General features: G+C 64.4%; 23 protein-coding genes and 1 tRNA gene. 4 read left to right on the top strand and 20 right to left on the bottom strand.

Annotated features, from left to right (window positions below; all coding sequences use genetic code 11):
- Positions 1-35: 35 nt before the first annotated feature.
- From nuoK to tsaD, 20 genes are all read right to left on the bottom strand, one after another.
- Positions 36-353, bottom strand: coding sequence for an NADH-quinone oxidoreductase subunit NuoK (nuoK, locus tag AB7F11_RS14280; RefSeq protein ID WP_086124412.1), 318 nt, complete (start codon positions 351-353; stop codon positions 36-38).
- Positions 350-1006: an NADH-quinone oxidoreductase subunit J gene (locus AB7F11_RS14275; RefSeq protein WP_428288981.1), complete on the bottom strand. Its 657-nt coding sequence runs from the start codon at positions 1004-1006 to the stop codon at positions 350-352. Before AB7F11_RS14275 ends, nuoK begins: the two co-directional genes overlap by 4 nt.
- 39 nt (positions 1007-1045) lie before the next feature.
- The gene (gene nuoI / locus AB7F11_RS14270) at positions 1046-1558 is read right to left on the bottom strand and encodes an NADH-quinone oxidoreductase subunit NuoI (protein ID WP_428289020.1); all 513 of its coding nucleotides are present in this window, start codon (positions 1556-1558) and stop codon (positions 1046-1048) included.
- A gap of 38 nt (positions 1559-1596) precedes the next feature.
- Complete coding sequence (gene nuoH, locus AB7F11_RS14265; protein WP_428288980.1) at positions 1597-2679, bottom strand: NADH-quinone oxidoreductase subunit NuoH; 1083 nt, start codon at positions 2677-2679, stop codon at positions 1597-1599.
- Positions 2676-4808 carry an NADH-quinone oxidoreductase subunit NuoG gene (gene nuoG, locus AB7F11_RS14260; RefSeq protein ID WP_428288979.1) on the bottom strand — a complete coding sequence of 711 codons (2133 nt, stop codon included), beginning with the start codon at positions 4806-4808 and terminating at the stop codon, positions 2676-2678. The genes nuoH and nuoG overlap by 4 nt, the downstream gene beginning before the upstream one ends.
- A gap of 95 nt (positions 4809-4903) precedes the next feature.
- Complete coding sequence (gene nuoF / locus AB7F11_RS14255) at positions 4904-6283, bottom strand: NADH-quinone oxidoreductase subunit NuoF (RefSeq protein ID WP_428288978.1); 1380 nt, start codon at positions 6281-6283, stop codon at positions 4904-4906.
- Positions 6280-6792, bottom strand: a complete 513-nt coding sequence (gene nuoE, locus AB7F11_RS14250) for an NADH-quinone oxidoreductase subunit NuoE (RefSeq protein ID WP_428288977.1) — start codon at positions 6790-6792, stop codon at positions 6280-6282. Before nuoE ends, nuoF begins: the two co-directional genes overlap by 4 nt.
- Positions 6789-8042 (bottom strand): NADH-quinone oxidoreductase subunit D, encoded by a 1254-nt coding sequence (locus tag AB7F11_RS14245; protein WP_428288976.1) that lies wholly within the window; start codon positions 8040-8042, stop codon positions 6789-6791. Before AB7F11_RS14245 ends, nuoE begins: the two co-directional genes overlap by 4 nt.
- A gap of 87 nt (positions 8043-8129) precedes the next feature.
- Positions 8130-8738 (bottom strand): NADH-quinone oxidoreductase subunit C, encoded by a 609-nt coding sequence (locus AB7F11_RS14240; protein ID WP_428289019.1) that lies wholly within the window; start codon positions 8736-8738, stop codon positions 8130-8132.
- 63 nt (positions 8739-8801) lie between these two features.
- Positions 8802-9281 carry a NuoB/complex I 20 kDa subunit family protein gene (locus tag AB7F11_RS14235; protein WP_056273769.1) on the bottom strand — a complete coding sequence of 160 codons (480 nt, stop codon included), beginning with the start codon at positions 9279-9281 and terminating at the stop codon, positions 8802-8804.
- 42 nt (positions 9282-9323) lie between these two features.
- Complete coding sequence (locus tag AB7F11_RS14230) at positions 9324-9683, bottom strand: NADH-quinone oxidoreductase subunit A (RefSeq protein WP_428288975.1); 360 nt, start codon at positions 9681-9683, stop codon at positions 9324-9326.
- Positions 9684-9729: 46 nt separating this feature from the next.
- Positions 9730-9814, bottom strand: a tRNA-Leu gene (locus AB7F11_RS14225).
- 145 nt (positions 9815-9959) lie between these two features.
- A complete protein-coding gene (gene secG / locus AB7F11_RS14220) occupies positions 9960-10370 on the bottom strand; it encodes a preprotein translocase subunit SecG (RefSeq protein ID WP_428288974.1) in 411 nt (136 codons plus the stop codon).
- A gap of 52 nt (positions 10371-10422) precedes the next feature.
- On the bottom strand, positions 10423-11169 hold the full coding sequence (gene tpiA, locus AB7F11_RS14215) for a triose-phosphate isomerase (protein WP_428288973.1): 747 nt from the start codon (positions 11167-11169) through the stop codon (positions 10423-10425).
- Between the two features lie 26 nt (positions 11170-11195).
- Positions 11196-12185, bottom strand: a complete 990-nt coding sequence (locus AB7F11_RS14210; RefSeq protein ID WP_428288972.1) for an NAD(P)H-quinone oxidoreductase — start codon at positions 12183-12185, stop codon at positions 11196-11198.
- A gap of 20 nt (positions 12186-12205) precedes the next feature.
- Positions 12206-14338: a polyribonucleotide nucleotidyltransferase gene (pnp, locus tag AB7F11_RS14205; protein ID WP_428288971.1), complete on the bottom strand. Its 2133-nt coding sequence runs from the start codon at positions 14336-14338 to the stop codon at positions 12206-12208.
- Between the two features lie 259 nt (positions 14339-14597).
- Positions 14598-14864, bottom strand: coding sequence for a 30S ribosomal protein S15 (rpsO, locus tag AB7F11_RS14200; protein WP_428288970.1), 267 nt, complete (start codon positions 14862-14864; stop codon positions 14598-14600).
- A 143-nt stretch (positions 14865-15007) separates the two neighbouring features.
- Entirely contained in the window at positions 15008-16201 is a 1194-nt protein-coding gene (locus AB7F11_RS14195; protein WP_428289018.1) for a pyridoxal phosphate-dependent aminotransferase, read from the bottom strand.
- Between the two features lie 26 nt (positions 16202-16227).
- Positions 16228-17529 (bottom strand): branched-chain amino acid ABC transporter substrate-binding protein, encoded by a 1302-nt coding sequence (locus tag AB7F11_RS14190; RefSeq protein ID WP_428288969.1) that lies wholly within the window; start codon positions 17527-17529, stop codon positions 16228-16230.
- Positions 17530-17621: 92 nt separating this feature from the next.
- Positions 17622-18722 (bottom strand): tRNA (adenosine(37)-N6)-threonylcarbamoyltransferase complex transferase subunit TsaD, encoded by a 1101-nt coding sequence (tsaD, locus tag AB7F11_RS14185; protein WP_428288968.1) that lies wholly within the window; start codon positions 18720-18722, stop codon positions 17622-17624.
- A 73-nt stretch (positions 18723-18795) separates the two neighbouring features.
- Between tsaD and AB7F11_RS14180 the strand changes: the two genes are divergently transcribed.
- The 4 genes from AB7F11_RS14180 to AB7F11_RS14165 all read left to right on the top strand — a co-directional run.
- Positions 18796-20082: a nitrate- and nitrite sensing domain-containing protein gene (locus AB7F11_RS14180; protein ID WP_428288967.1), complete on the top strand. Its 1287-nt coding sequence runs from the start codon at positions 18796-18798 to the stop codon at positions 20080-20082.
- A 351-nt stretch (positions 20083-20433) separates the two neighbouring features.
- Positions 20434-21804, top strand: coding sequence for a CmpA/NrtA family ABC transporter substrate-binding protein (locus AB7F11_RS14175; protein WP_428288966.1), 1371 nt, complete (start codon positions 20434-20436; stop codon positions 21802-21804).
- 2 nt (positions 21805-21806) lie between these two features.
- A complete protein-coding gene (locus tag AB7F11_RS14170) occupies positions 21807-22781 on the top strand; it encodes an ABC transporter permease (protein ID WP_428288965.1) in 975 nt (324 codons plus the stop codon).
- Positions 22782-22799: 18 nt separating this feature from the next.
- Positions 22800-23388: ABC transporter ATP-binding protein (locus tag AB7F11_RS14165; protein WP_428300785.1), on the top strand; the 589-nt coding region annotated here is incomplete at its 3' end.

The following is a 23388-nucleotide window of genomic DNA, read 5'->3' as shown; positions in this document are numbered from 1 at the left end:
TACTGCCTGAGTTCGCATGTGTGGTGGCCCTGGCCTCAACCCTTGAGGGTGTTGAGTTCTTCGACGCTGATCGACGACTTGTTGCGGAACAGCAGCACCAGAATGGCCAGGCCGATGGCCGACTCGGCGGCGGCCACGGTCAGGATGAAGAAGACGAACACCTGGCCGTGCATGTCGCCCAGGTAGTGGGAGAAGGCCACGAAGTTCATGTTGACGGCCAGCAGCATGAGCTCGATGGCCATGAGCAGAACGATGAGGTTCTTGCGGTTGAGGAAGATGCCCACGACCGACAGTGCGAAAAGGATCGCACCCACGGAAAGGAAATGACCCAGGGTCAGGCTGGTGAGTGTCATGCCTTGCCCTCCTCGGCGGCGGTGTTTTCAGCGGCGGGTGGTGCCTTCTGCGTCGCGGACATGGGGAGCACCACGAGGCGGTCGCTGGCTCGCACATGCACCTGCAGGGCGGGGTTGATCGCCTTGCTGTCCTTGCGCTGGCGCAGCGTGAGCGCAATGGCAGCAATCATGGCCACCAGCAGGATCACGGCAGCCACTTCCACCGGATAGAGATACTCGGTGTAGAGCAACTGGCCGAGTTCACGCGTGTTCGAATAGTTGGCTGCGTTGACACCCGCACCGGCCGCATCGGGGCTGGCAGACAGCGTGGGGAAGCCGGCCCACAGCACGGCCATGAGTTCGGCTGCGACCAGTCCACCCAGGATGGCGGCAAGCGGGAAATGCTTCCAGAAACCCTGGCGCACCGAGTCCATGTTGATGTCGAGCATCATCACCACGAACAGGAACAGCACCATCACCGCGCCCAGGTACACGAGCACCAGCGTGATGCCCAGGAATTCGGCCTTGAGCAGCAGCCACAGCGCGGCTGCCTGCGAGAACGCCAGCATGAGATAGAGCACGGCATGCACCGGGTTGCGTGCGGTGATCACTCGGTAAGCTGCAAACAGCAGCACAGCGGCGAACAGGTAAAAAAAGCCGGTCTGGTAATCCATGGCGTGGTTCTTGTGTCGTCTAGGCCGGAATTCCCGGCTTCAGCGGTAAGGCGCGTCGGCGGCGCGGGCGGCTGCGATCTCGGCCTCGTATCGGTCGCCCACGGCCAACAGCATCTCCTTGGTGAAATACAGGTCGCCGCGCTTCTCTCCGTGGTATTCAAAGATGTGCGTCTCCACGATGGAATCCACCGGGCAACTCTCCTCGCAGAAGCCGCAGAAGATGCACTTGGTCAGGTCGATGTCGTATCGCGTGGTGCGGCGCGAACCATCGTCGCGGACATCGGATTCGATGGTGATCGCCATCGCTGGACACACAGCCTCGCAGAGCTTGCAGGCGATGCATCGCTCTTCGCCATTCTCGTAGCGGCGCAGCGCATGCAGTCCCCGGAATCGCGGCGACAACGGCGTCTTCTCTTCTGGAAACTGCACCGTGATCTTGCGCTTGAAGGCGTAGCGACCCGTGAGGGCCATGCCCTTGAAAAGTTCGACGAGCAGGAAGCTGTTGAGGAAGTCCCGGAACGAGAACGGCGCCACGACAGCGGGTGAGGCCATGGAATGAGCGGTGGTGGTGGACATGGTCATTCGCCCTCTTATTTCCAGAGGTTCCACGAGGTCTGCATCAACGCACCGACGAGCAGCAGGTAGATGAGCGTGACGGGAATGAAAATCTTCCAGCCCAGACGCATGATCTGGTCATAACGGAAGCGCGGGAAGGTGGCACGGATCCAGATGAACATGGACACCACCAAGCAGGTCTTCAGGCCCAGCCAGATCCAGCCCGGCACCCAGTTGAAGAACACACTGTCGATGGGCGAGAGCCAGCCGCCAAGGAACATGAGCACGCCCAGAACGGACACCAGCCACATGCTGGCGTATTCGGCGAGGAAGAAGATGGCAAAGCCCATGCCCGAGTACTCGACCATATGCCCAGCCACGATCTCGGCCTCGCCTTCGACCACGTCGAAGGGATGGCGGTTGGTCTCGGCCACGCCAGAGATCAGGTAGACCAGAAAGATGGGCAGGAGCGGTAGCCAGTTCCACGACAGGAAGTTCAGGCCCACGTCGGCCGCCATCCCACGCGATTGCGAAGCCACGATTTCACCGAGGTGCAGGCTGCCGGCGGTCATGACCACCACCAGGAAACAGAAGCCGATGGCGATTTCGTAGCTCACCATCTGTGCCGAGGCGCGCAGTGCGCCCAGGAACGCGTACTTGGAGTTGGAGGCCCAGCCTGCAATGATCACGCCATACACCTCGATGGACGTGATGGCCAGGATCACCAGCAGGCCGGCGTTCACGTTGGCGATGATGGCGTCGGGGCCGAAGGGAATGGCCACCCAGGCGGCAAGCGCCGGCATGATGGCCATGACCGGCCCCAGGCGGAAGAGTCCATTGCTCGCAGCGCTCGGGCGGATCAGTTCCTTGGTCAGCAGCTTGACGGCATCGGCGATCGGCTGGAGCAGACCCATGGGTCCTACGCGGTTGGGCCCATGGCGCACCTGGATCCAGCCAAGCAGCTTGCGCTCCCACAACGTGAGATAGGCCACGGCGCCCATCAGTGGCGCGAGCACGGCCACGATCTTGATCAGGTTCCAGATGACGGGCCAGGCGGCCGTGGTCCACCAGGGTGCGGCGATCAGGCCCAGGCCGCCGTTGTACAGGGCTTCGATCACGCGGTGGCTCCTTCCACGGCAAGGGCTGCCCGCGCATCGGCGGTGAGTTGCAGCGAGGTGGCGCGCCGCACCAGACCGTCGAGCTGGTAGATCGACGCCACGCAGGGGGCTGCAGCGTCGGGTGCGAGGTCAACGGCGGCGCTGCCGACGTTGGTGAGGCGTGCGGCGTCCACCAGCGCGCCAGAGGCCAGGCCTGGCAGGGCGCTGGTCAGCACGGCCTGTGAAGAGTCGGCGTCAAAGCCGGGCAGTTCCAGCAGGTTGCCCAACACGCGCAGCACTTTCCAGGCGGGGCGGGTCTCGCCCAGTGGACGCACCACGGCATGGAAGCTCTGCAAACGGCCTTCGGCGTTGACGAAGGAGCCCGAGGTTTCGGTGAACGGCGCGATCGGAAGCAGCACATCGCTCACGTCCAGGTTGGTCTTGAAGGGGCTGAGCGTGACAACCATGCCGGCCTTGGACAGGCCTGCTGCACCTGTAGCGCTGTCGTGCGCCGGTTCGGTGTTCAAGAGAATGGCGGCCTTGAGACCACCAGTCAGCATGCGCCCTGCATTCAGGCCGCCCTGCCCCGGCAGCGCCTCGACGAGCTGCGCGCCCACGGTGTTGGCCGCCTCGGTGAGATAGCCCACCGTGGCGCCGGTCTGCTGAGCGATCCAGTTCGCCAGGCTCAGCAAGCCAGATGCCTTGGCGTGATGAGCAGCGGAATTGCCCAGCAGGATCGCTTTGCGCTCACCACTCAGCAACGACTTCGCCACCGCGCGGTGGGCATCGGACACTTCTGCGCTGACGGGTGCGGAAGCGCCAGTCTCGGCCGCCACTGCCGATGCAATGCCCGCCAGAGCAGGCACCCAGGAGGCGCTGTCGGCCAGCAACACGTTCTTCAGCGGCATGGCCCAGTCTTGCGCAGTGGCGTTCAGCACGCTCACCTGCGCGCCCTTGCGCTGAGCCTGGCGGATGCGCTGGGCGAACAGCGGATGGTCCTTGCGCAGGTTCGACCCCACCACCAGTACGCGCTGCAGCGAGGACAATGCGGCGATGGGCAGGCCCAGCCAGCGCGCCAGGCCCGGCGTCGCTGCGTTCGAGAAGTCGGCGTGACGCAGACGGGTGTCGATGTTCTGGCTGCCCAGGCCGCGAACGAGCGCACCGGCAAGGGCCAGTTCTTCCAGCGTGCTGTGCGGGCTGGCGAGGAGACCGATGGCACCTGCGCCGTGTTCGGCCTTGACCTGCCTGAGGCCATTGGCCACGTATTCCAGCGCGGTCTGCCAGTCCACGGTCTTCCATTCGCCACCTTGCTTGAGCATGGGCGAGGTCAGGCGGTCTTCGCCGTTGAGGGCTTCGTACGAAAAGCGGTCCCGATCGGCGATCCAGCATTCGTTGACGGCTTCATTCTCCAGCGGCAGCACGCGCATGACGCGGTGGTTCTTCACCTGCACGATCAGGTTGGCGCCGGTGGAATCGTGCGGGCTCACGCTCTTGCGGCGCGAGAGTTCCCAGGTGCGGGCGCTGTACCGGAACGGTTTGCTGGTGAGCGCGCCCACCGGACAGATGTCGATCATGTTCCCCGAGAGTTCGGAGTCCACGGTCTCGCCGAGCACGGTGGTGATCTCCGAGTGCTCGCCTCGGTGGATCATGCCGAGTTCCATCACGCCCGCCACTTCCTGGCCGAAGCGCACGCAACGGGTGCAGTGAATGCAGCGGCTCATTTCTTCCATGGAAATGAGAGGGCCTACGTCTTTGTGAAAGACCACGCGCTTTTCTTCTTCGTAGCGCGAACCGGAGCCGCCGTAGCCCACGGCCAGATCCTGCAACTGGCATTCGCCACCCTGGTCGCAGATGGGGCAATCCAGCGGGTGGTTGATCAGAAGGAACTCCATCACCGACTGCTGCGCCTTGATCGCCTTGTCGCTCTTGGTGCGGACGATCATGCCCTGCGTGACCGGCGTGGCGCAGGCGGGCATGGGCTTGGGGGCTTTCTCCACGTCCACCAGGCACATGCGGCAGTTGGCCGCAATGGAAAGTTTCTTGTGGTAGCAGAAATGGGGGATGTAGGTGCCGGCCTTTTCGGCCGCATGCATGACCATGCTGCCCGGGGGCACTTCCACCTTCTTGCCGTCGAGTTCGATTTCAACCATGGTGATGCGCCTTTCGCCGGGCCGCCCCAAGAACGGCGCGCGCCCCCTCGGGGGGCAGTGAACGGATGTGAACGTGGAGGCTCATAGTCGTGTGTTCAGGCAACCTTGGCCGGGATGTTGGCAGTGGCAGCATTGATCTTGGCCTCGAACTCATGCCGGAAGTGTTTGATCATGGCGCGCACCGGCATGGCCGCCGCATCGCCCAGCGCGCAGATGGTGCGGCCCATGATGTTCTCGGCCACGTTGTCGAGCAGCGCCATGTCGGCCGGCTTGCCCAGCCCACGGTCGATGCGATCGACCATGCGCCAGAGCCAGCCAGTGCCTTCGCGGCAAGGTGTGCATTGGCCGCAGGACTCGTGCATGTAGAAATAGGACAGGCGCTTGAGCGACTCGACCATGCAGCGCGAATCGTCCATCACGATCACCGCGCCCGAGCCGAGCATGGAGCCGGCCTTGGCGATGGAGTCGTAGTCCATCGTGCACTCCATCATGATGTGAGCTGGCAGCACAGGGGCAGAAGAACCGCCAGGGATCACGGCCTTGAGCGTGCGGCCCTTGCGCACACCACCGGCGAGTTCGAGCAGCTTGCTGAACGGCGTGCCCAGGGGCACTTCGTAGTTGCCGGGCAATTCCACGTCGCCACTGACCGAGTAGATCTTGGTGCCTCCGTTGTTGGGCTTGCCGCAGGCCAGGTAGGCCGCGCCACCGTTGCGGATGATCCAGGGGACCGCTGCAAAGGTTTCGGTGTTGTTGATGGTGGTCGGCTTGCCATACAGGCCGAAGCTCGCCGGGAATGGCGGCTTGAAACGCGGCTGGCCTTTCTTGCCCTCCAGCGATTCGAGCAACGCGGTCTCTTCGCCGCAGATGTAGGCACCGAAGCCGTGCGCAGCGTGCAACTGGAAATTGAAACTGCTGCCCATGATGCCGTTGCCCAGGAAGCCTGCAGCGCGCGCTTCTTCCAGCGCGGCTTCAAAGCGATCGTAGGCTTCAAAGATCTCGCCGTGGATGTAGTTGTAGCCCACGCTGATGCCCATGGCGTAGGCCGCGATCGCCATGCCCTCGATGACGATGTGCGGGTTGTACAACAGGATGTCGCGGTCCTTGCAGGTCCCCGGTTCGCCCTCGTCCGAGTTGCACACCAGGTACTTCTGGCCCGGGAACTGGCGCGGCATGAAGCTCCACTTCAAGCCAGTGGGAAAGCCCGCGCCACCACGCCCACGCAGTGCCGACTCCTTCAGGGTCGCGATCACCTGGTCCTGCGTCATGCCGACCACAGGCGGATCACCCGCGGGCGGGGATCCGTCCTGGCCGAGCACCTTGCGCAACGCCTGGTAGCCTCCGCGAGCGACATAGTCCTCCAACGACCAGTTGCTGCCGTCGAGGTCCGCGTAGATCTGAGGGTTGATGTGCCGGCCATGGAAACAGGTCTGCACGCCGGTGGCGCGAAACTGGGCGAGGATTTGCTCGGCGTTCATGGCTGTCCTTCCGATGCGCGCAGACCTTCGATCAACTGGTCGAGCTTGTCGTTGCTCATGAAGCTGCACATGTGGCGGTCGTTGACCAACATCACCGGCGAATCGGCACAGGCGCCCAGGCACTCGCTCTGTTGCAAGGTGAACATGCCGTCTGCCGTGGTCTCGCCCATGGAAATGCCGAGCCGGCTCTCCAGGTGGTGCAGTGCATGGGCGCCATCGCGCAACTGGCACGGCAGATTGGTGCAGACATTGAGCTTGAACCTGCCCACCGGCTGCTGGTTGTACATGTTGTAGAAGGTGGTGACCTCATGCACCGCGATCGTCTCCATGCGCAGGTACTCCGCCAGCGAGGCCTCGGCCGCCAGGCTCACGTGGCCACGCTCCTGCTGGATGATCGCCAGGCAAGCCATCACGGCCGACTGGCGTTGTTCGTCGGGGTATTTGGCCACTTCGCGGTCGAAGCGCCGGATCGTGGCGTCTGAAAAGACGACTTGCGTATCGGTGCTCATCGGTCGATCTCTCCGAAAACGATGTCCATGGTGCCGATGATGGCCACGGCATCGGCCAGCATGTGGCCACGCGCCATCTCGTCCATGGTGGCCAGGTGGGCAAAACCAGGCGCGCGGATTTTCAGGCGATAGGGCTTGTTTGCGCCATCGCTCACAAGGTAGATGCCGAACTCGCCCTTGGGGTGTTCGACAGCGGCATAGGCTTCGCCCTCGGGCACGTGGAAACCTTCGGTGAAAAGCTTGAAGTGGTGGATCAGCTCTTCCATGTTGGCCTTCATGGCCTCGCGTGCGGGAGCCGCCACCTTGTGGTTGTCGGTGATCACCGGCCCGGGGTTGGCACGCAGCCATTTCACGCACTGTTCGATGATGCGGTTGGACTGCTTCATTTCTTCCATGCGCACCAGGTACCGGTCATAGCAGTCACCGGTCTTGCCCACCGGAATGTCGAAGGCGACCTGGTCGTAGACGTCGTAGGGCTGCTTCTTGCGCAGGTCCCAGGCGATGCCGGAGCCACGCAGCATGGGACCGGTCATGCCCAGGTTCAGCGCGCGCTCGGGCGTGACCACACCAATGCCCACCGTGCGCTGTTTCCAGATGCGGTTGTCCGTCAGCAGCGTATGGTATTCGGCGAGATACGTTGGAAAACGCTGGGTGAAGTCGTCGATGAAGTCGAGCAGCGAGCCTTGACGGTTCTCGTTGAGCTGCGCGACACCTCGCGCATTGCGCACCTTGCTTGCGCGGTACTGCGGCATGGTTTCGGGCAGGTCGCGGTACACGCCGCCCGGGCGGAAGTACGCCGCATGCATGCGCGCACCCGAGACCGCCTCGTACATGTCGAACAGATCCTCGCGCTCGCGGAACGCGTAGATCAGGATGGTGGAGCTGCCGCAGTCATTGCCGTGCGACCCCAGCCACATGAGGTGGTTGAGCAGGCGCGTGATCTCGGAGAACATCACGCGGATGTATTGCGCGCGCACCGGCACTTCAATGCCCAGCAGCTTCTCGATGGCCAGGCAATAGGCGTGCTCATTGCACATCATGGACACGTAGTCCAGCCGATCCATGTAGGGCAGCGACTGGATGTAGGTCTTGTGCTCGGCCAGCTTCTCGGTGGCACGGTGCAGCAGGCCGATGTGAGGGTCGGCGCGCTGCACGACCTCGCCATCGAGCTCCAGCACCAGGCGCAGCACGCCGTGCGCAGCGGGGTGCTGCGGGCCGAAGTTCAGGGTGTAGTTCTTGATTTCAGCCATGTCAGGGCTCCCGCCGGGCCGTCCCAAGGGAAGCCAGTGCCCCCATGGAAGGCAGCGAATACATGAAGTGATGAGCGTGGGGGTACATCAATGAAGTCCGCCGTAGTTGTCTTCGCGGATGATGCGCGGCGTGATCTCGCGCGGCTCGATGGTCACCGGCTCGTAGATCACGCGCTGGCGCTCTGCGTCGTAGCGCATCTCGACATGACCCGACAGAGGGAAGTCCTTGCGGAACGGGTGCCCGATGAAGCCGTAGTCGGTGAGGATGCGGCGCAGATCCTCATGGCCGTCGAACACAATGCCGTAGAGATCGAAGGCTTCGCGCTCGTACCAGTTGGCGGCCGCCCACAGCGCGGTGACGGAGTCGAGCACGGGAAAGTCGTCTTCCGGGCAGAACACGCGCACGCGCAGACGGTGGTTGTGTTCCACGGAAAGCAGGTGCACCACAGCGGCGAAGCGCTGGCCTTCCCAGCGGCCGTCGCCGTAGGTCTGGTAGTCCATGCCGCAAAGGTCGATAAGCTGCTCGAAACGAGCCTCGGGCGCATCGCGCAGCGTCTGCATGACCGCGTAGTAATCAGCGGCGCGCACGGTGAGCGTGAGTTCTTCCCGGACCACCGTCAGGGACTGGGCACGATCGCCGAGCAATTGGCTCAGTGCGCTCTTGAGCGCCTCCGGTTCGACGGCGTGGGGTGTCATGGCGGACTCGGTCATGAACGTTCTTTCAATGCCCTGGCGCAAGCGGATGCAGGCTGCCCGCGCTCAGGCCCGGGCGATGGTTTGGGTGCGGCGGATCTTCTGCTGGAGCTGGATGATTCCGTACAGCAGGGCCTCGGCGGTGGGCGGGCAGCCGGGCACATACACGTCGACCGGCACGATGCGGTCGCAACCGCGCACCACGGAGTAGCTGTAGTGGTAATAGCCGCCCCCATTGGCACATGAGCCCATGGAGAGCACCCAGCGCGGCTCGGCCATCTGGTCATAAACCTTGCGCAGAGCCGGCGCCATTTTGTTGCACAGGGTGCCGGCCACGATCATCAGGTCGGACTGTCGAGGGCTGGCGCGGAACACCTCGGAACCGAAGCGGCCAATGTCATAGCGCGCCGCCGCAGCGTGCATCATTTCGACCGCGCAGCACGCCAGACCGAAGGTCATGGGCCACAGCGAGCCGGTCTTGGCCCAGTTCACCACCGAGTCGTAGCTGGTGGTGACGAACCCTTCCTTGAATACGCCTTCAATCATGAACCGCTCCGGTGCATTCGCCAGTTTGTGTCAATCTCAATCTCATTCCCAGTCCAGCGCGCCTTTTTTCCACTCATAGGCAAAGCCCACGGTGAGGATGACGAGAAAGACCACGCCAGCAAGGAAGCCGGTCATGCCGATGTCCGAGAATGCGACGGCCCAGGGAATGAGAAACGCGATCTCGAGGTCGAACAGGATGAACAGGATGGCCACGAGGTAGTAGCGCACATCGAACTTCATGCGCGCGTCTTCAAAGGCCTCGAAACCGCATTCGTAGGGAGAGTTCTTCTCGGCATCCGGCAGGTTCGGGCCGAGGATGTAGCCGAGCACCTGCGGGATGATCCCAACGGCAATACCCACCAAGATAAACAGAAGCACGGGAAGGTATTGTTCGAGACTCATCTTGGTCGATTCCGCTGACACGGCGTGGGACCGTGTTGCCAAAGATTGGTGCCGACGGCGAGACTCGAACTCGCACAGCTTTCGCCACTACCCCCTCAAGATAGCGTGTCTACCAATTTCACCACGTCGGCTGGGTCTGCATTGTCGGGCCCGCGAGGAACGGTGCGGGCCTTGCTGACAACCCATAGAGTTTACCCTGAAACAGCAGCGTTTTTTGCAGCGCAGCAGGGGTTTTTCGGAGACACGAGGGCGGTGGCGCTCGCGTCGTCCAGGGAATTACTTCGCGGGGATCTGGGCCGCGCCTTCGGCGGCGGGTTGGGATGCAGCGGGTGCTGGTGCCGGCGCGAGGCCGGGTGTGCTGCCGGGTATCTGCTGTGCTGCGCCGGCAGGTTGAGCGGGTGCCGCCACACCTTCGAGCACACTGCCCGAGCTCGGTGCCGTGCGCAGGTTGCCGAAGTACGCCAGGCCGAGGGTGCAGCCCAGGAACACAGCGGCCAGCACGGCGGTGGTGCGAGAGAGGAAGTTCGCACCACCTGAAGCACCGAACAGGCTGGCCGAGCCTGCACCGCCGCCACCGAAGGCTGCGCCAGCATCGGCACCCTTGCCATGCTGCATGAGGATGAGGCCGATCATGGCCAGCGCCGACAGGATCTGCACCGCCAGCAAGAGGGTCAACACAATGTTCATTTTTTACTCCGGGGAAACTTTGAAAGCCGTGTCCACGGGACACAAGAATGGGTTAGCGGGCCGAGCCCACGATCTGGAGGAAGTCGGCCGCTTTCAACGATGCGCCGCCGATCAGTCCGCCGTCGATATCGGGTTGCGCCAACAGGCTGGCGGCATTGGCTGCATTCATGCTGCCGCCATAAAGAAGGTGCACGCGCTCGGGGTGCTGCGTGGCAGCCGCAATCTGCGCCCGAAGCACCGCATGCACCTGCTGCGCCTGTTCGGGCGTGGCGGTCTTGCCCGTACCGATGGCCCACACGGGCTCATAGGCCACAACGATCTCGCTGGTGCAATGCGCCACCACATGGATCACCGCTGCCAGCTGGCGCTTGACCACAAGTTCGGTCTGACCGGCTTCGCGCTCGGCCAGAGTCTCCCCCACACAGACGATGGGCGTGACGCCTGCCGCCAGCGCACGTTGTGCCTTGTTGGCCACGGTCACGTCGCTCTCTGCGTGGTACTGACGGCGCTCGGAATGGCCCACGATGGCGTAGCGGCAACCGAAGTCGCGCAGCATCGCGGCGGACACTTCGCCGGTGAAGGCGCCTTGCTCATGCGCGGACACGTCCTGCGCACCCCAGGCGATCGGGCTGTCTCGCAACAAGCCCCCCAGTTGCGCCAGGTAGGGCGCGGGCGCGCACAGCACCATGTCGGCGGCCGGCACTGCGCCACCCAGACCTTCGAGCATGGCTTTCACGAGCGCCTCGTTGGCCGCCAGCGAGCCGTTCATCTTCCAGTTGCCTGCGATCAGTTTTTTCATGCCCGTTTGTCTCTCTGCATCCAAGCTCAGGACCAGCTCAGCACCAGCTTGCCAATGTGCTGGTTGGACTCCATCAACGTGTGCGCCGCAGCGGCATCACCAGCCAGGAACACCTGGTGCACCACCGGCTGGATGCGGCCACTGGCGAGCAAGGGCCACACGTTCTTGCGCAAGGCCTGTGCGATCGCAGCCTTGAAGGCCACCGGCCTCGGACGCAGCGTCGAACCGGTGACGGTGAGGCGGCGGCGCAGCACCAGGCCTGCGTTGATCTCGGCCTTCACGCCACCCTGCACCGCGATGATGACCAGCCGACCGTCCTCGGCCAGGCATTCAATCTCGCGAGCAACGTACGCGCCGGCCACCATGTCGAGGATGACGTCGACGCCCTTTTTTTCCGTGAGGCGTGCGACCTCTGCCACGAAGTCCTGCGTCCGGTAGTTGATCGCGTGATCCGCACCGAGTTGCAGGCAGGCGGCGCATTTCTCGTCGCTGCCAGCGGTGGCGATCACGCGCGCGCCCAGGGCCTTGGCCATCTGGATCGCCGTCACACCGATGCCACTGGTGCCCCCCTGGACCAACAGGGTTTCACCCACCTGAAGGCGTCCACGGTCGAACACATTGCTCCAGACGGTGAAGAAGGTCTCGGGCAACGAAGCAGCCGCCACGTCGTCCAGTCCCTGGGGCACGGGCAGGCACTGACCCACTGGCGCCACGCACCACTGCGCGTAGCCTCCGCCCGCAACCAGCGCACAGACGCGGTCGCCGACCTTCAGGCCCGCTTCGGCCATGGCTGCCACATCGCCCGACTCGATGACACCCGCCACTTCAAGACCGGGAATGTCGGAAGCGCCGGGCGGCACCGGGTAGTTGCCGGTGCGTTGCAGCACGTCGGGTCGGTTCACGCCCGACGCGCTCACGCGGATCAGCACCTCGCCCGCACCCGCTGCCGGCACAGGCCGCTCGGCCAGGCGCAGGACTTCGGGCGCGCCAAAAGCGCTGATTTCAACGGCTTGCATGACCGGCACCACCGGAGGCATCAAGACAGCGGCTGGGCTTGCGGCGACTGCTCGCCGGTGTTGCGTTCAGCCAGCGCCTTCATGGACAGCTTGACGCGACCTTTCTCGTCGGTCTCGAGCACCTTCACTCGCACGACCTGGCCTTCGGTCAGGTAGTCGGTAACCTTCTCCACACGCTCGTGAGCGATCTGGCTGATGTGCAGCAGACCGTCCTTGCCGGGCAGCAGGTTGATCAGGGCACCGAAGTCCAGGATCTTGGTGACCGGGCCTTCATAGACCTTGCCTACTTCGACTTCGGCGGTGATTTGCTCGATGCGGCGCTTGGCTTCGTCGGCCTTGGCGGAGTCGGTGGACGCGATGGTGATGGTGCCGTCTTCGTCAATGTTGATTTGCGTGCCGGTCTCTTCGGTCAACGCGCGGATGACGGAGCCGCCCTTGCCGATCACGTCGCGGATCTTCTCGGGATTGATCTTCATGGTGAAGAGCTTGGGTGCGAAGTTGGACACTTCGGTCTTGGCCTCGCCCATCGCTTCCTGCATCTTGCCCAGAATGTGCATGCGTGCTTCCTTGGCCTGCGCCAGAGCGACTTGCATGATTTCCTTCGTGATGCCCTGGATCTTGATGTCCATCTGCAGCGCCGAGATGCCGTTGGTGGTACCGGCCACCTTGAAGTCCATGTCGCCCAGATGATCTTCGTCACCCAGGATGTCGGTCAGCACCGCGAAGCGGTTGCCGTCCTTGATCAGGCCCATGGCGATGCCAGCCACGTGGGCCTTCATCGGCACGCCAGCGTCCATCAGTGCCAGGCAGCCGCCACACACCGATGCCATTGACGAGGAGCCGTTGGACTCGGTGATTTCCGAGACGACGCGCATCGTGTAAGGGAAGTCTTCCTTGCTCGGCAATGCAGCAATGAGGGCCCGCTTGGCCAGACGGCCGTGGCCGATCTCGCGGCGCTTGGGGGTGCCGAAGCGGCCGGCTTCGCCTGTGGCGAAGGGAGGCATGTTGTAGTGGAGCATGAAGCGGTCTTCAAACTCACCGGCCAGCGCGTCGATGCGCTGGGCGTCGCGGTCGGTGCCCAGCGTGGCCACCACCAGCGCCTGCGTTTCGCCGCGGGTGAACAGCGCCGAGCCGTGGGTGCGCGGCAACAGGCCGTTGCGGATTTCGATGGCGCGCACGGTGCGCGTGTCGCGGCCGTCGATGCGGGGCTCGCCGGCCAGGATCTGGCCACGCACGATCTTGGCTTCGATCTCGAACAGCAGGGCTTCAACCGCCACACTGTCGAATGCCACGCCTTCTGCCTTCAGGGCGGCCATCACGTCGGCATAGGCCGTGCGGCAAGCCTGGGTGCGGGCTTGCTTGTTGCGAATCTGGTAGGCGGCTTCGAGCCTGGCCTTGGCCAGACCGTCGACCTTGGCGATCAGCGGCTCGTCCTTGGCCGGCGGCTGCCAGTCCCAGGCGGGCTTGCCTGCATCGCGAACCAGGTCGTTGATGGCTGCAATGGCGATGTTGCCCTGCTCGTGGCCAAACACCACGGCGCCGAGCATGATTTCTTCGGAGAGTTGATCGGCTTCGGATTCCACCATCAGCACAGCGGCTTCGGTGCCAGCGACCACCAGATCCAACTGGCTGTCCTTCAACTGGGTCTGGCCCGGGTTGAGCACGTACTGGCCGTTGATGTAGCCCACGCGCGCGGCGCCAATAGGGCCGTTGAACGGAATGCCGCTCACGGACAGGGCGGCGGAGGTGGCGATCATGGCGGCGATGTCGGCCTGCACTTCCGGGTTCAGGCTGACCACGTGAACGATCACCTGGACTTCGTTGTAGAAGCCTTCAGGGAACAGGGGACGGATCGGGCGGTCGATCAGGCGGCAGGTCAGCGTCTCGAGTTCGCTGGGGCGGCCTTCGCGCTTGAAGAAGCTGCCGGGAATCTTGCCGGCGGCGTACGACTTCTCGGTGTAGTCCACGGTCAGGGGAAAGAAGTCCTGGCCAGCCTTGGCTTCGGTCTTGGCAACCACGGTGGCGAGCACCACGGTGTCGTCGATGTTGACCAGCACGGCGCCGGTGGACTGGCGGGCGATCTCGCCGGTTTCCATGGTGACCGTGTGGGGGCCCCACTGGAAGGTCTTGGTGACTTTGTTGAACATGCTCATGTTGTCTCTCCGTTAAATGCGCCCGCCGCAGGCGGAAGGCTCAGCGTGCAGCGTGGCTGCACAAAACCCGGAAACACAACCCAGAACACGATGCCATTCCAGATGGACTGTGGGTGCCGACTTGGCCTCACAAACCGCCTGGAATGACACAGCTTCGCTCTGTCATCAATGCTTCCGGAATCAAAAAGTCGGGTGACAAGCAAAAAACGCCCGAGCCAGCGAACCAACTCAGGCGTTTTGCGTGTCACAACCGGCCCAATTACTTGCGCAGGCCCAGTTTCTGGATCAGCGCCAAATAGCGATCGGCGTCCTTGGACTTGAGGTAGTCGAGCAGCTTGCGACGGCGGCTCACCATGCGCAGCAGGCCACGGCGGCCGTGGTGATCCTTGGCATGGGTCTTGAAATGGGGGGTCAGCTCGTTGATGCGAGCGGTGAGCAGTGCGACCTGCACTTCAGGGCTGCCGGTGTCGTTGGCAGCACGTGCGTTGGCCGAAACGACCTCGGCCTTGACGGATTGGGCGATCATGAAATTTCCTTGGTTTTGACGTGCGTCCCGTCGCAGCTGGCAGGCTTTCCGGCACTAGGCGGTGCATTCCGGAACCATGGGCCGCAGCGGGCGTGAGTTGCCGTCCGTGAAGACAGCAACCCGCGATTATAGGGCAGAAAGACTCAACGGGCCTGGGTGTCGATCCAGTGGCGAAGGCGCTGTACACCCTGCACCAGCCGTTCCCGGTCGCGGCTGGCGAAGCACCAGCGCAGCCAGCCGGCGGCCTCTGGGCTGAAGGCGCTGCCTGGCGCCAGCCCCAGGCCGGCTTCACGCACCAGGCGTTTGGCGGTATCCAGGCAGTCGGTCCGCCCGTCCAGGCGAAAAAAGGCGTACATGCCGCCCAGTGGTTCGGCCAGGGTCACGCCTGGCAGGCCGCGCAGCAACGGCACCAAGGTGTCGCGGCAGCCCTTGAGGTGTGCGACCAGGGCCGGTGTGACCTCAGCGCCGCGCTGCAGCGCCAGGCTGGCAGCACGCTGCACGAAGACCGGCGCGCACGAGGTGTTGTATTCGATCAGTTTGCCGACGGCGGCGGTCAGCGCGGCGGGCAGCACCAGCCAGCCCAGGCGCCAGCCAGTCATGAGGAAGCTCTTGGAGAAACTGTGGGCGATGACCACCCGGTCTTCGGGCTCGGCGACGTCGAGGAAGCTGCTGGCCGCGCCATTGGGCGTATCTGCAGCGAAATACAGGCGTTCGTAGACCTCGTCAGCCAGGATCCAGGTGCCCGTGCGTCGGCAATGTGCCAGGATCGCGCGCTGCTCGGCGGCCGTGAGCGTCCAGCCGGTGGGGTTGTTGGGCGCGTTGACGATCAGCATGCGGGTGGCTGGGGTGATGGCCGCCAGCAGCGCATCCATGTCCAGCGCCCAGGCGCCGGCGCGCGGGCCGCTGCCGAGAACCTTCAGCGGCACCGATTTCACACGCGCACCCATGATGAGAGGTTGCGCCACCAGATTGGGCCAGGCGGGCGTGACCACCACCACCTCGTCGCCCGCGTCCACCAGCGCCTGCGAGGCCAGCATGAGGCCGTTGACCCCGCCGGACGTGACCGCCAGGCGATCCTGCCAGTGCGCCGCGCCGCGCCCGGGATGCAGCGCATCGGTGTACGACGCCAACGCCTCGCGCAATTCGGGCAGGCCGAGGTTGTGCGCATAGAAAGTTTCACCGGCCTGCAGCGAGGCGATGGCGGCTTCGCGGATGAAAGCCGGCGTGACTTCGTCGCTCTCGCCAAACCAGAACTTCAGCACGCCTTCGCGGCCCAGGCCTTCATTGGCCACCTCGCGAATGCGCGAAGCCTCCAGGTCTTGCACGACCTGGCGCATGAAGGGTGGCGAAGCGAGCTGGTCCATCAGGGACGGATCATGTTGCAACGGTGAGGTTGTTCGGCCTGTTGCGGAGTGAGGCTGCGAATCACGCGAAAGCCGTAGCCGGAGCCTTCGACGTCGAACTGAACGCCTGGGGCACCCTGACGATCCATCACGGCCACAGCCAGCCGCTGCTGGAACTGGTGATCGCTGGCGCGCATGCGCGCCGACTGGCCGGCCAGCGTCACGTCGGCCTTCTCCAGCTGGGCGGCGATGTTCGCGGCGTTGACCTCCGCACCGCTCGCGCCAGCACGCTCGATGGCCTGGGCCAGCGACTCGATCATGAGTTGCATGCGCATGTGGACGTAGTCGTCGGCGGGGCTGGGGAACCGCTGTCTGAACGACCGGTAGAAGGCTGCCGATTCGGGCGTGGGCACGTTGGGGAACCAGTCGGCCACGGCGATCACCTTGCCGATGCCGGCGTCGCCCATCGCAGCAGGCGCGCCCAGTGCATTGCCATAAAAGGTGTAGAAGCTGCCCTCGAAGCCCACTTCGCGCGCGGCCTTGACCAGCAGGGTGAGGTCGTTGCCCCAGTTGCCGGTGAGCACGGCCTGCGCGCCGCTGGCCTTGATCTTGGAGGCATAGGGCAGGAAGTCCTTAACACGCGCCATGGGGTGCAACTCGTCGCCGACGATCTTCACGTCGGGCCGTTGCGCGGCGAGCTGGGTGCGCGCCTCGCGCAACACGGCCTGGCCGAAGCTGTAGTCCTGCCCGATCAGGTAGATGTTCTGGAGCGCCCTGTCCTCTCGCAGCACGCTCATGAGCGCGTTCACGCGCATGTCCGCATGGGCGTCGAAGCGAAAGTGCCAGTAGCTGCATTTCTCGTTGGTGAGCACCGGGTCCACCGCTGAGTAGTTCAGAAACAGCATCTGGCGGGCTGGTTCGCGCTCGTTGTGTTTGGAAATGGCCTCGATCAATGCGCTGGCTGCGGCCGACGAATTGCCTTGGGTGACGATGGTGATGCCCCGGTCGGTGGCGGCGCGCAGGGACGAAAGCGCTTCCTCGGCTTGTCCCTTGCTGTCGAACCGCTCGATGGCCAACGGCCGATTGCCACCAGGCAGCTTGACGCCACCGCGCGCGTTGACCCGCTCAGTGGCCCAGACCAGGTTGCGGAACACGGCTTCGCCGGTGTTGGCGAAGGGGCCCGACAGACCTTCGATCATGGCGATGCGGATGGGAGCGCCGGCGGCCGGCGCGGGTGTCTGGGCCGCCGAAAAGGTGGCGCCAAGCCCTGACAGCAGCAAAACGGCAAGGGAACGGCGACGAAGAAAAGCCAGTGATTTCATGCGGAAGGTTGCTCCTGGTTGCGTCTGGGCCAGATGCCCGCGACCCGCCTGAGAGTCGCATAGGTGACAGGACGCAAGATTCTAATTCATAATTACAGCGCCATGTCCAGCCCGAGATCGGCCAGGGGCCAGCGAGGCCTGACGTCAAACTGGTAGGCGGACGCCGCGGCGCCCTTTTCCCATGCCAGCCCCGCCTGCACCCGCATGCCGGCCGCCAGCGCGATCATGGCGCCGTTGTCGGTACACAGATGCAGCTCGGGGTAATGCACGCGCACCCCGGCCTGGCCGCAGGCGGTGTTCAACTGCTCGCGCAGCAGCGCATTGGCGCCCACGCCTCCGGCCACCACGAGGCGCCGCAATCCGCTCTGTCGCACCGCCGACATGGATTTTTTCACCAGCACCTCGACGATGGCGGCCTGCACGCTGGCCGCCACGTCGGCCTTCTGCTGCGGGCTCAGCGGATCTGCCAGATGGGTGGTGGCCGGGCCTTCCGGACGGGCGTGCGCCAGCTTCTTGACCTGGGTGAGCACCGCCGTCTTGAGGCCGGCGAAGGAAAAGTCCAGGTCGCCGCTGTGCAACAGGGGGCGGGGAAACTGGTAGGCCCGTGGATTGCCCTGCATGGCCAGCCTGGCCAGTGCCGGCCCACCGGGGTAGCCCAGGCCCAGCAGCTTGGCCGATTTGTCGAACGCCTCGCCGGCGGCGTCGTCGATGGTCTCGCCCTGCAGTTCGTAGCGGCCCACGCCTTCCACGCGCATGAGCTGGCTGTGGCCGCCGGAAACGAGCAGCGCCACGAAAGGAAACTCCGGTGGGTCGGCACTGAGAAAGGGCGAGAGCAAATGGCCTTCAAGGTGGTGGACGCCAAGCACCGGCCTGTTCAGCGCAAAGCCCAGCGCGCACGCCACGCCTGAGCCCACCAGCAGCGCGCCGGCCAGCCCGGGGCCACGGGTGTAGGCAACGGTGTCCACTGCCGTCAGCGGCAGACCAGCCTGCGCCAGCACAGCGTCGGTGAGCGGCAGGACGCGCCGTATGTGGTCACGGCTGGCGAGTTCGGGCACCACGCCACCGTAGGCCTGGTGCATGTCGATCTGGCTGTGCAGCGCATGCCCGAGCAGGCGCGGCGTGTCGTTGCCGCTGGCATCGACCAGCGCCACACCGGTTTCGTCGCAAGACGATTCGATTCCGAGAATGAACATGCGGGGAAGTGTACGAGGCGGCATGCTTGTTGCTGGGTAGTGCTCCGGTACTCGAATTCCCTCCCCACGAAAGATGAAAACCGGCCTGAAATTCCTCCTTGCCGCCAAACGCTGCGAAATTGCCGAACTGCAGCAGCTCGCGCTCACCAGCGCGCTGGTGAATGTGACCGGGCGTCTGGTGCACGGCCTGCAGCGCGAGCGCGGCCTGTCCAACCTGCACCTGGGTTCGCTGGGCGTGCGCTTTGCCGACATGCGCGACAGCCAGATTGAGGAATGCCGACTGCTGGAGGCCGAGCTGCGGCAGTGTTTCGACAACCTGGACACGGAGGCCGCACGTGTGGGCCGTGGCGCGCGGCTTTTCAGCCGCATTGCTTACGTGCTGCAGGGCCTGGACGCCCTCGGCGCCCTGCGCGAACGCGTCAAGGCGCTGGACTGGACACCGCGACAGGCCACGGAAGCCTATGTGCGACTGATCGCCGGGCTGCTGGCCGTCGTGTTCGAAGCCGCCGACAGCGCCAGCGACCCTGAGATCTCGCGCCTGCTGGTGGCCCTGTTCAACTTCATGCAGGGCAAGGAGTTTGCGGGTCAGGAACGTGCCGCCGGTTCGGCCTTGTTTGCGGGCGGCCGCGCCGAAGCCGCGGAGCAGCAGCGCCTGCTGCACCTGATCGAGTCCCAGGAACGCTGCCTGCAGGTGTTCAACGAGTTCGCTCATGCCAAGGCGGTGGACCTGTGGGCACTCAACCAGGCCAGCGCCATCCTGGCCGAGCTGGAGCGGCTGCGCCGCGTGCTGTGTACCGCCACCCATGGCGCACCGCTCAACGTCCAGCTCAGCCAGGCCTGGTTCGACTGCTGCAGCCAGCGCATCGACCGCATGAAGACGGTGGAGGACCGCCTCGCGCTGGATCTGCTGCGTGCCTGCGAGGAAAAGATCACCGCAGCGCAGGCGGAGCTGCTGACCTATGACACGCTCTATGCCTCGCCCGCGCGAGAGGCCGACGCCCTGTCTTTCTTCAAGGACATGGGCGCACTCAGGTCGGACCGACAGGCCAGCCCTGCCGCGCTTGGAACCAGCGCCCAGGGCTACGGCCTCGAACTGGACCGCTCCATCCTCGAGCTGGTACAGGAGCAGGCACGACGTCTGCAGACCATGAGTGAAGAGCTGGATACCGTGCGCGCCAGCCTGAACGAGCGCAAGCTGATCGAACGCGCCAAGGGCTTGCTGATGGCGCATCGCCACCTCAGTGAGGAAGAGGCACACAAGACGATGCGCCAGATGGCCATGAACCAGAACCGCCGGTTGATCGAGATCGCGGAAACCGTGCTGTCGCTGGCCGAGGTGCTGCCCGAGCGCCGTCCCTGACGCCTGGGCGGACACCACCGGTGCTGCAGCGCACAAAACCGGTGCACCAGCCGCCCGGCGCACCAGACTGACGCCTAACCAACCCACCAGCCAACCGCTCGGGGCACACCTTGCGTCGGCTTATTTCTTTTCATATCAACGTTTTTCGATCAAGCCGGGGAGATCGAGCGATTGCTGGCACGCTCCCTGCTTTGAACGTGTCATCAGGGTCGGAGCCAAAGGCGGTTCGGACCCGGTCCCCCCAGACACAGGACAACGGCGTCCATTTCCAGCTGATCCAGATCGGCCAGGGAATGGGCGCCGTTGTGCTTTGCAGGCCCGATTTTTTTGACCCTCAGCCAGGAGTTCCCCATGACCTCTTCGTCGCACACACTCAATCGCCGTCGCTTCACCACCGGCGCGCTGGCCCTGGCCGGCGCATCGGGCCTGCCCCTGCAAGCGCTGGCGCAGAAGGCGGGACGACCTGAAAAGGAGTCCCTGAAGTTCGGCTTCATCAAGCTCACCGACTGCGCACCGCTGGTCGTGGCCTACGAGAAGGGCTACTTCGAAGATGAGGGGCTCAACGTGTCGCTGGAAGCGCAGGCCAACTGGAAGGTGCTGCTCGACCGCGTGATCGACGGCCAGCTCGACGGTGCGCACATGCTCGCGGGTCAGCCGCTGGGCGCCACCATCGGTTTCGGCACCAAAGCCGACATCGTCACCGCCTTCAGCATGGACCTCAACGGCAACGCCATCACGGTCTCCAACGCTGTCTGGGCCGAAATGAAGAAACACCTTCCGGTGGAAGGCGGCAAGATCGTGCACCCGATCAAGGCCGACGCGCTCAAGAAGGTCGTGGACGCGTGGAAGAAGGACGGCAAGACTTTCAAGATGGGCATGGTCTTCCCGGTCTCGACGCACAACTACGAGCTGCGCTACTGGCTGGCCGCAGGCGGGCTGAACCCGGGCTACTACACCGCGAGCGACATCAGCGGCACCAGCAAGGCAGACGTGCTGCTCTCGGTCACGCCACCGCCCCAGATGCCGGCCACCATGGAGTCGGGCACCATCCACGGCTACTGCGTGGGTGAACCCTGGAACCAGCAGGCGGTGTTCAAAGGGGTGGGCGTGCCGGTCATCACCGACGACCAGATCTGGAAGAACAACCCGGAGAAGGTGTTCGGCGTGACCGGCGCCTGGGCCAAGGCCAACCCCAACACGCACATCGCCGTGGTCAAGGCGCTGATCCGCGCCGGCCAGTGGCTCGATGCCTCCATGGCCAACCGCATCGAGGCCGTGAAGATGCTGTCCAAGTCGCAGTACGTGGGGGCAGACGAAGCCGTGATCGCCAACAGCATGACCGGCACCTTCGAATACGAAAAGGGGGACAAGCGCCCCTCGCCGGACTTCAACGTCTTCTTCCGCAACTTCGCCACCTACCCGTTCTACAGCGACGCCATCTGGTACCTCACGCAGATGCGGCGCTGGGGCCAGATCACGGAAAGCAAGCCGGACAGCTGGTACCTGGAAACGGCCAGAAAGGTCTACCTGCCCGAGGTGTACATGCAGGCCGCCAACGCACTGATCGCCGAAGGCCGGATCAAGTCCACCGATGTGCCCAAGACCGATGGCTTCAAGGGCGTGCAGGCTGGTTTCATCGACGGCGTGACCTACGACGGCCGCAAGCCCAACGACTACCTCAACAAATTCAAGATCGGCCTGAAGGCCGCGGACAAGGTCTGACCATGGAACTCGTGCAAAAGCTGTTGGGCAGCAGCGCGGCCGCCCTGCGCGATCCTCGCGAACTGGGCCGCGCCTTCATCATGTCGGTCGGCGTGCCGGTGATGGCATTCGCGCTCTTCCTCGTGCTGTGGTCGGTCACCGCCTCGCGCATCAACACCAGCCTGGGCGCAGTGCCGGGGCCGGCACAGGTGGCCGCTCAGGCGGTGGCGCTGGTGCAGGACCATTTCGCCGAACGCGAGCGCGAGTCCGCGTTCTACGCGCGCCAGGCCAGTCGCAACAAGGAGCGCCTGGCCGAAGACCCGACTTACGAACCACGCAACTTCCAGTGGACCGGCAAGCGCACCTACCTCGACCAGATCCTCACCAGCCTGTACACCGTGTTCGTGGGCTTCCTGCTGGCCACCGTGGTCGCGGTACCGCTGGGCATCCTGGCCGGCACTTCCAAGATCGTGCAGGCGGCGATCAATCCGATGGTGCAGATTTTCCGCCCGGTGTCGCCCCTGGCCTGGCTACCCATCGTCACGCTCATTGTCAGCGCGGTCTACGTGACCACGGGCGAGCCGATGTTCCAGAAGTCCTTCCTGATCTCGGCCATCACCGTCACGCTGTGTTCGCTGTGGACCACGCTGATCAACACCGCCGTGGGCGTGACCTCGGTCGACAAGGACCTGGTCAACGTCGGCAAGGTGCTGCAGCTGCCCCTGTCCACGCGGGTGCGCAAGATCGTGCTGCCATCCGCCCTGCCCTTCATCTTCACCGGCATGCGCCTCTCGCTGGGTGTGGGCTGGATGGTGCTGATCGCCGCGGAGATGCTGGCGCAGAACCCGGGCCTGGGCAAGTTTGTCTGGGACGAGTTCCAGAACGGCAGCTCGGAATCGCTCAGCCGAATCATGGTGGCCGTGTTCACCATCGGCCTGATCGGCTTCGCACTGGACCGCCTGATGCAGTTGCTGCAGCAACTGGCCACGCGCCGCTGAGCGCCCGGAGGCCCTTACATGAATCTCGCACTCAAAGCCCGCCCGATGGACGACGTCGAAACGCCCGCAGGGCCCGTTCTCGCGGCGGTGCCCGCCACCGCCGCGCTGGAGCTGCGCGGTGTCTCCAAGTCCTATGGCCAGGGCGTGCAGCGCAGCGTGGTGCTCAAGAGCCTGAACCTGCGCGTGGAGGAAGGTGAATTCGTCGCCATTGTCGGCTTCTCCGGCAGCGGCAAGACCACGCTGATCAGCCTGCTCGCGGGCCTGATCACGGCCGACGAAGGCCAGGTGCTCAAGCAGGGACGGCCGATCACCGGACCGGGGCCCGACCGCGGCATCGTGTTCCAGAGCTACTCGCTCATGCCCTGGCTGAGCGTGCGCGAGAACGTGGCCCTGGCGGTGGACCGAGTGTTCGCCAGTGAAAGCGCCGCCGAGCGCGCAGACCGCGTGAAACGCTACGTCTCGATGGTGGGACTGACCCCGGCCATCGACAAGAAGCCCGCCCAGCTCTCCGGCGGCATGCGCCAGCGCGTCGCGGTCGCGCGCGCGCTCGCCACCGACCCCGACGTGCTGCTGCTCGACGAGCCGCTGTCGGCGCTGGACGCGCTCA

Origin of the sequence: Hydrogenophaga sp. (assembly GCF_050250835.1) — a bacterium.
Classification (GTDB): domain Bacteria; phylum Pseudomonadota; class Gammaproteobacteria; order Burkholderiales; family Burkholderiaceae_C; genus Hydrogenophaga.
The sequence above is the reverse complement of the archived record's forward strand: the minus strand, read 5'-3'. Positions and strand labels throughout refer to the sequence as shown.